The organism is uncultured Paraglaciecola sp., from assembly GCF_913020055.1.
Taxonomy (GTDB): domain Bacteria; phylum Pseudomonadota; class Gammaproteobacteria; order Enterobacterales; family Alteromonadaceae; genus Paraglaciecola.
This window is the reverse complement of sequence record NZ_CAJWCF010000146.1, coordinates 1-7,962: the sequence shown is the minus strand read 5'-3', so window position 1 is coordinate 7,962 and position 7,962 is coordinate 1. Positions and strand designations below refer to the sequence as shown.

The 7,962-nt window shown below is 39.8% G+C and carries 5 protein-coding genes and 1 pseudogene; 5 read left to right on the top strand and 1 reads right to left on the bottom strand.

What is annotated here, in order from left to right; genetic code table 11:
* Positions 1–387 (top strand): annotated as a pseudogene (locus QZ488_RS20410) (GGDEF domain-containing protein); the annotation flags it as partial.
* A 190-nt stretch (positions 388–577) separates the two neighbouring features.
* Here the strand turns inward: QZ488_RS20410 and QZ488_RS20405 are convergent.
* Complete coding sequence (locus tag QZ488_RS20405) at positions 578–2,344, bottom strand: DEAD/DEAH box helicase (protein ID WP_293752218.1); 1,767 nt, start codon at positions 2,342–2,344, stop codon at positions 578–580.
* A 356-nt stretch (positions 2,345–2,700) separates the two neighbouring features.
* Here QZ488_RS20405 and QZ488_RS20400 point away from each other — a divergent pair, with 356 nt between their 5' ends.
* The 4 genes from QZ488_RS20400 to QZ488_RS20385 all read left to right on the top strand — a co-directional run bounded on the left by QZ488_RS20400 (position 2,701) and on the right by QZ488_RS20385 (position 7,925).
* On the top strand, positions 2,701–3,519 hold the full coding sequence (locus QZ488_RS20400) for an SAM-dependent methyltransferase (RefSeq protein WP_293752216.1): 819 nt from the start codon (positions 2,701–2,703) through the stop codon (positions 3,517–3,519).
* A gap of 44 nt (positions 3,520–3,563) precedes the next feature.
* Positions 3,564–3,767, top strand: coding sequence for a hypothetical protein (locus QZ488_RS20395; RefSeq protein ID WP_293752215.1), 204 nt, complete (start codon positions 3,564–3,566; stop codon positions 3,765–3,767).
* Between the two features lie 63 nt (positions 3,768–3,830).
* Positions 3,831–7,031, top strand: a complete 3,201-nt coding sequence (locus QZ488_RS20390) for a response regulator (protein WP_293752213.1) — start codon at positions 3,831–3,833, stop codon at positions 7,029–7,031.
* A gap of 429 nt (positions 7,032–7,460) precedes the next feature.
* On the top strand, positions 7,461–7,925 hold the full coding sequence (locus tag QZ488_RS20385; RefSeq protein ID WP_293752211.1) for a hypothetical protein: 465 nt from the start codon (positions 7,461–7,463) through the stop codon (positions 7,923–7,925).
* Positions 7,926–7,962: the final 37 nt, after the last annotated feature.

The following is a 7,962-nucleotide window of genomic DNA, read 5'->3' as shown; positions in this document are numbered from 1 at the left end:
CGAAGTAATCGAAAATTTGCCTTGTTTTTTGTTGATATAGATAAATTCAAAAGTATTAATGACAGCAAAGGGCATGCATTTGGTGATTAAGTACTCATAGAAGTTGCTAATATTCTAAAAGGAAATATTCGGGATTCAGATACGGTTGCTCGGTTTGGAGGGGATGAATTTGTTCTATTACTTGATGATATTTAAAACCAATCGGATGTCCAATATATGCTCGAAACACTCACCAAGGCAGCAAACAAGGAATGTGTTATCAAGGGTGAAAAATATAAGATAGGTATCAGTATTGGCGTGGCCATTTTCCCGTCTGATGGCTCTACAATGGAGCAGTTACTCGCGGCTGCAGACAAGAACATGTATCAAATGAAATCCAAGGGATAGCCTTTCAAAGTTACAGCGATTATTGCCAAAACTCTATTTTAATAAAAGTTGCCGCCCTATAAGTAGTCTAGACTGCGGGGGGCAGCGCTGAAAGCTATTTACGAAGCAACTTCTTAGTCGGTAATGCGACCGCCGCGCGGGATGGCGGTAAGCGTCAGCGCGTAAGAAAAAACGTGCCACTCTATGTTTGCTAACTAAGCTCATTCGCTTTTCGATAAGGCCCTTCATAATCAAATAAACGTTCGGTCACTTGCCAGTGATGTTTTTGCTTTTTGGCTATCACAAAGTCAGGCGTTGGCAGGTAAGGTAAAAACCTCTCCAATTCTTCAAGTGAGTTGAACTGAATCGACTGACTGCCATTGGCTATTCTTCGGGCAAATAAATCGTTAAAGGTTTGTCTCGAATTTTTATAATTAAAGCGGAAGGTTTCGGATAACGTGAGGCCGTCTTCGTCGTGGTAGGTGACTTTTAAGCAGTTGTCGGCCTTGTTAATTCCTGGGGTAATGGCAGCGCAGCGTAGTACTTTATTATTTTTCAAATTTAACGCTTTTCTTAATATATCGTCGGGATCAATTAACTTCTCTGCGCAATGTTGGCATTGTCTGGCGGCGATATCGTTTTCTTGATGACAATAAGGACAGTGTTTGAAACGAAAACGGTAAGTGCATTGAGTGTCGATTTCTGGGCTTTCGGGGGCTTCTATCAAACCATGACAGCGGCGGCCAAAATGCTCAATAATATTACCTTCTGCGTCTTTTCTGCCCCAAAATATATTGGCAAAATCGCATTGAGGGCAATGGATTTGCACCGCAACTGAGTCTTGTGTGGGTTTCTTTTCGCCAATTTCTGGCTGAAAAATATTGTATCCATTATTGGTGTAATCCAATACTAAGCAGTCCTTTTTCCCGGGGCTCAGGCGCAAACCACGACCTACAATTTGTTGAAATAAACTGATGGATTGTGTGGGGCGCAAAATAGCAATGACATCCACGTGGGGCGCATCAAATCCTGTGGTCAATACAGACACATTCACCAAGTACTTAATTTGTTTGGTTTTAAACGCGGCTGTTAGCCCATCACGTTGTTTTATTTTTGTGTTGCCGGTAATTAAGGCGGTTTGCTCTCTAGGCAAATAACCGCATATTTCTTGGGCGTGATCTATGGTCGCCGCAAAAATCATCACGCCTTGTCGGTTTTGACTAAGCTGCAAGATTTGCTCGGTCACCGCTTTAGTCACGCGTGGGTGTTTGTGGATGAGTTCATTTAAGGCGATATCATCGGTGTTTTGTTCGCCGTCTAAACTTTGGGTCAACAGACTAAAGTCATAATGGGCAATGGCTGCATCATAATGAATGGGTGGTGTTAAATAACCGTTTTTTACCATGTGCTGCAGTGGAAGTTCGAAAATACATTTTTTAAAGAATGAGCTGATACATGGTCGTGTGTAACCATGGTAATGATGCTGATAAATCCAGCCACTGCCTAATCGATAGGGTGTGGCGGTTAAGCCAAGGATCTTTACGTTGGGATTAAGGGTACGAAAATGTGTGAGTGTTTTATGGTATTGACCGCTTTCGTCTTGGCCCACTCGATGACATTCATCAATAATAATCAGGCTGGCAGGGGCTTGAAAAGCGTCGAGGTTAGCAGACAGTGATTGAATACTGGCAAAGACCGTTTTTGCGATACTATTTTTTTGGCCCAATCCTGCCGAAAAAGCACCCGCTGGTGAACCCGTAGCAAGAAATTTCCCATGATTTTGCTCAACTAACTCTTTTACATGGGCAAGGCAAATAACCCGACCTTTTGCTAGTCGACTTAACTCAGCAATCACTAAGCTTTTACCTGCACCGGTAGGCAATACAATTACCGCTGGATCATCGCCCTGACGAAAGTGCTTTAGCGCCGCCTCAACAGCTTGAGTTTGGTAATCTCGTAATATGAATGTTTGGCTCATGATGCTTTGAATATTGGGTGGTTGAGGGGGCGAAAGGTGTTGATGCTAGAATAACATAGCAGCCAAGGTGGTTTAGATGTTTTACAAAATATATAAGCAGGGGACAAGCCACTTTTTAAAATCAACTTAAGCACGCAATAATAGCTGTATTGGACTGTATGGCTTATCCCGAGTTCGGGTTACTTAACGTTTCCCCCACCCCCCTTAATTTGGATACACTCTTTTTCATTCAATCCATGTAAATAAATCAAGTATCTGTTATCGTTACTATCGTGTAAAAATTAACCCAATTATTGACAGGTCGATATTGCTATCGTTGGGCAAAACAGAATAATAAAAAATTGGACAAGTAAAGTATGTCAACAAAGCAACAAGGCTCTCTAGTAGTAGTTGGCACTGGTATCAGTGTTGCGGGTCAAATGACCCTATTAACCCAGAGTTATATTGAAAACGCTGATATCGTGTTTATGGGTATCGCTAATAAAGTCGGCGAAAATGTGGTTAAAAAACTTAACCCGAATACTGTCGAATTAGATGACCTATATCAATCAGGTAAATCCCGGGCCATTACTTACCAACAAATGGCCGACCGCATTGTCGATGCAGTGAAAGCCGGGCAAAAAGTTTGTGCCGCCTTTTATGGTCACCCAGGTGTATTTGTTAACCCATCACACGCAGCCATAAAACAAGTACAAGCCTTAGGCTTACGGGCTGAAATGTTACCCGGTATATCTGCAGAAGATTGCCTCATTGCTGATTTAGGTATCGATCCGGCGGCGTTTGGTTGTCAGTCTTATGAAGCCACCCAGTTTTTGTTTCGCGATTATCAACTCGATCCACATATGACCCAAATTATTTGGCAAATTGGTTTGGCAGGCGAAGCCACCTTGGGAGTACTCAATGCTGATCACTGCAAAGCTGGCTTAACCCTTTATCAAGAAATATTATTGAAAATGTACCCCGCTGAGCACGAAATTATTTTATATGAAGCCGCCACAATGCCATTATATGGCCCTAGAATTGAACGCTTTGCATTGTCTGAATTAGCCAATTGCCAACCCACACTTATTTCAACCTTAGTGGTGCCTTCGCTGGGTTTACCCAACTATCATCAGGGGCGTTTAACCCAACTTGGCTTGACCGAAGAGCAAGTTATAAGTTACCGCAACACTTAACTTTACAACTGTATTTACCTTAACCAACCTAAAAGGAAAACATCATGGCAAAGTCACTCGTTGATTTTTTAGAAGAACTAGATAGTAATGCAAAACTTAAAGAAGCCTATCTTAAAGATCCCGTTGCCACTGCTTCGGCTTATGGTTTAGCAGATGAAGACGTTAAAATTATTGAAAATAAAGATTGGGAAGTAGTGCAAAAACTATTTGAAGGTGCAGGTAAATCTACCAAAACAATTTCATATTAAAGCGTAATGTTTCGAACGTTTTTTTTTAAATCAATAAAAGGCTCTGTTTACAGCCGTCTTTTATTGCTTAGTTTGTTGGTAACTTGCTTAAACGCAAAAGCAGAGCAAGATATAAATGGTGAACTTGAGAGTTTAAGACATCTGGTTCAAGCTGGTGAGTCGACTGTACCTGAGAAATTTGAGTATTTTCAAGACTACTTTTTAAGTCATCCTAATCACTATCATGAAAGTATGTTTGTAAACTTACAGGCTTACGATTTTTTACTAAAACTAGAATTAGAGGCCGCCTACCAAAAAGTATTGGAGGCTCGCTTAAAAGCTGAATTCGCTAATAATAAATTACAAGTAGCTAGATCTTATCGAATAGAAGGAACGGTACTCGATACAATAGGCGAGTATGGTGCAGCGTTTGAGGCATTGAATAAAGCATTTGTGCTTTACGATGAACTGCACAGCGAAAAAGTGTTGAATGTCTACAGTTCACTATCAAACGTTTACATCTCGCTTAAAAATTATCCTGATATGTTAAAAAACGCCTATAAACATTTAGCTGCAGCAAAACGATTTAACAATAAATTTTCTGAAGGTGAGGCTTATTTTGGCATTGCAATGGCGCAAATCAATTTAAAACAATTGTTTGATGCAGAAGTGAATGCCTCTTTAGCGGAAAAAATATTAGAGCAAGCTAACTACCCTTTTATTGGTAATATTTATTTTACCATTGCAGATTTAAATTTTGCTAAGGGCAACATTGACGAAGCTTTAAAAAGAATTAGTCAATCCATAGAAGCAGACAGAAAGATAAATTTTTTGCATAATGAAGTGCCTCGACTATTACTGATAGCCCAGCTATACCAGCAGCAAGGTGATGTGCCAAAAGCCATAGCCGAACTAAAAATAAGCTTAACCAAGGAAGTCTTTACCAAAGACAATATTCAATTTTTAGATGTATTAGAAAGGCTCATCGAACTGACCGAAATTACGGGAGATACCAGCTCTCAGCTTAACTTTCTAAAACAATACAACGATTTATACAAACAAAGTTTTAACCAAAAACAAGCTCAAATGTTAGCCATCAATAATGTGCGCCTAAATGTGTTTGAACAAGAAAAAGAAATTAGCCTATTACATAAAGAAAACGAATTGCAGCTGCAAAAAAACCTGATCCAAGTTCAGACTAATCAATATCAACTGTATTTTACCCTGACGGTATTGGTTGCTTTGTTGTTAGTGGTTGTTTTGTTAATTCGTTCTCGCAAGCAACGCGCGCAACTTAAACGCTATTCGCAAGAACTACAACAGGCCACTCAAGCCAAATCAGACTTCTTGGCCCGAATGAGCCATGAAATTCGCACCCCAATCAATGCGATTTCTGGCTTAACCAAATTGATGCAAAGGTCGGCTGACAATCCAGAAGACATCACCAATTTGCGCCAAATTGACGAAGCCTCACTTTCTTTATTAGGGGTAATTAATGACATTTTGGACTTTTCTAAAATTGAAGCAGGCAAGCTAGACATAGAAACCACCAGTTTCCAATTGGAAAAGGTAATAGGGCAGTCTATTCGTTTACAATCAATCAAAGCCCACGAAAAAAATATTGAGCTGATTCAACATATCGCCCGAGATGTGCCGTTATATTTGCAAGGCGATGGTATGCGCATCCAGCAAATACTGATTAATTTACTCAGCAATGCGGTGAAGTTTACCGATGAAGGTTTGGTCTCGGTCACCGTTAAAAACAAAGCGACTGAGCAAGGTGTGTTGCTTGAGTTTGCGGTCACTGACTCTGGTATTGGCCTTTCGCAAAACCAAATTGACGGACTGTTTGAATCATTTGCCCAAGTTGACGAGTCGATTTCTCGTAAGTATGGGGGCACCGGCTTAGGGCTAGCTATCTGCAAGCAACTGGTTGAGCTAATGAAAGGAAATATTTGGGTCGAAAGTAGGCTAGGTGAAGGCTCAACATTCTATTTTACAGTGCCGGTTAAAGAAGACAAAAACCAACACATTAGCTCACCATCAAAACAATTATCCAACCTAAAAGTGTTAGTGGCCGACGATGTTTATTTGTCGCGCCAAGTGATAGCCGAAGCGTTATTGAATGCAAACATCACAACAGATTTAGTTGACGGTGGCCAACAAACCTTAAACAAATTACGCCAAGCATCAATTGAACATCAACCTTATGACATATTGATATTAGATTGGAAAATGCCAGATATTGATGGCTTACAAGTAGCCGCCATTATCAATCAAGAATTCAAAGCCAACAAACCCAAAATAATCTTGCTTTCAGCCTTTGATTTTTCTCATATGCGCCAGCAAGCAAAACATCTTGGCATCAACCATTTTATAGAAAAGCCCTTTACTACCAGTGAGCTAATTAATAAATTACAGGAAGCCGCATTTAATATAAAAACACATTCTGCCTTCAGTTTTACAGAAATGACAAACGTACCGGACTTAAGCGGTAAACGCATTTTGTTAGCAGAAGATAACAAGTTAAATCAAAAAGTCGCACTGGGATTCCTAAAATATACTAAAGCGCAGGTCGTCGTAGCTGAGAATGGTCTAGAAGTGATTGATAGCTTCAAAAAACAAGCTGATTTCGATTGCATTTTGATGGACATACAAATGCCAGAAATGGATGGTTTAACAGCGACCAGCATACTGCGCGATGAACTGAATTGCAGCATACCCATTATCGCTATGACCGCCAATGCCATGAAAATAGATTTACAAAAAAGCACTGATGTAGGCATGACCGCACACATCAGTAAACCAATCGATCCGGAGTATTTTTATCAGGTTCTAGCAGAAATAGTTCTGACTAGTTCGCCAGCGCTTTCATCTAATTCGTTACCTTCAACAACCAAGCCTGAAGATATAGCTACAAACCACAGCATTGATAAACTACTCATCATGGATCAACAAAACGCCATGCGAAAGTTATTTGTAGACGAAGAAACCTTTACCAGCATTTTACAAGACTTTGTGGACAAAGAACCCGTAATAAACACCTTAGCCAGTTTAATCGAAAATCGCGCATATCAAGACATCAAAAAAATTATTCACGATGCCCTCCCAGCATTGACATACATAGGTGCTTACAACCTAGCAATGTTAGCCAAATCATTAGAAGTGACCATTTTTAATAAAAAACAAGAAAACAATCCAAACTTTAATCAACAATTAAACCTCTTAAATCAGGCGATGGTGGCACTTGTGGTAATCATTAAAAACCAATTAGAAGACAGCTGAAGGCAAACACCAGACAGCATAAAAGACACTTTGCAATTTCTTCGCAAAAATCAACTAAAATGACGGCTTGCAAATAGGCAGTGCAAAAAATTCAAATGGAACTTGGATCCATAAATCTTGATAATCCGAGTGATTTATTTCCCAACGTTTTTATTGGCATTAACTTATTGCTATTGGTTGGTATGTGGTGTTTTAGGACAACGTTTGGTTTCTATTACACTGGCCAGTTGAGCTTTTGATTTTAAGTAAGTTTCATAACACAACTCTTTGAAAACCCCTTACCTGCAAAGCCGCATGTATGTGATAATACAAAAACATCAAATTTACATAACTCATTCCGTGTATTAACTGCTTGAATTGACCTCGAATATCTCGTGAACATCATCTGTTAAATTCTCAAAATGATTATATTCACAAGGATTAATTCTTATGTTTGCAGGATTAGATTTCGGCACATCCAACTGCTCCATTGGTATCATTGAAAATAATGAACCCGTGCTGGTGCCATTGGAAGACGGCGAAACTAGGTTGTCATCGTGTATCTTTTTAGAGCATGGCGTGATCCAAGCTGCAAAGGTTTCAGAGTATGAATTATCTAAGCGAGTTCGGGCAGAAAAAACTGCTCAATCACAACGCAATAATAGTTCAGATAAGTTTGATAATGAGCGGGTATTAAGTGATGAGGAACTGGTCAGTATTTTTCGTAAACAAATACGCAAAGAAAACAGTGAGGACGCTAAAACCGAGCAAAAATCACAAAGTGTGATGCAAGCCCTGCAATCCAATCGCGAGGTCATCTTCGGTAAAGAAGCCGAATTAGCCCATATTGCCGATCCTGAAAACGGCTTTTTTATTAGGCTATGTTTTTGTAAACTGTTGCAATACTGTATATAATTACAGTTAATAAGGAGGTGGTCTATGATCCCAGCAC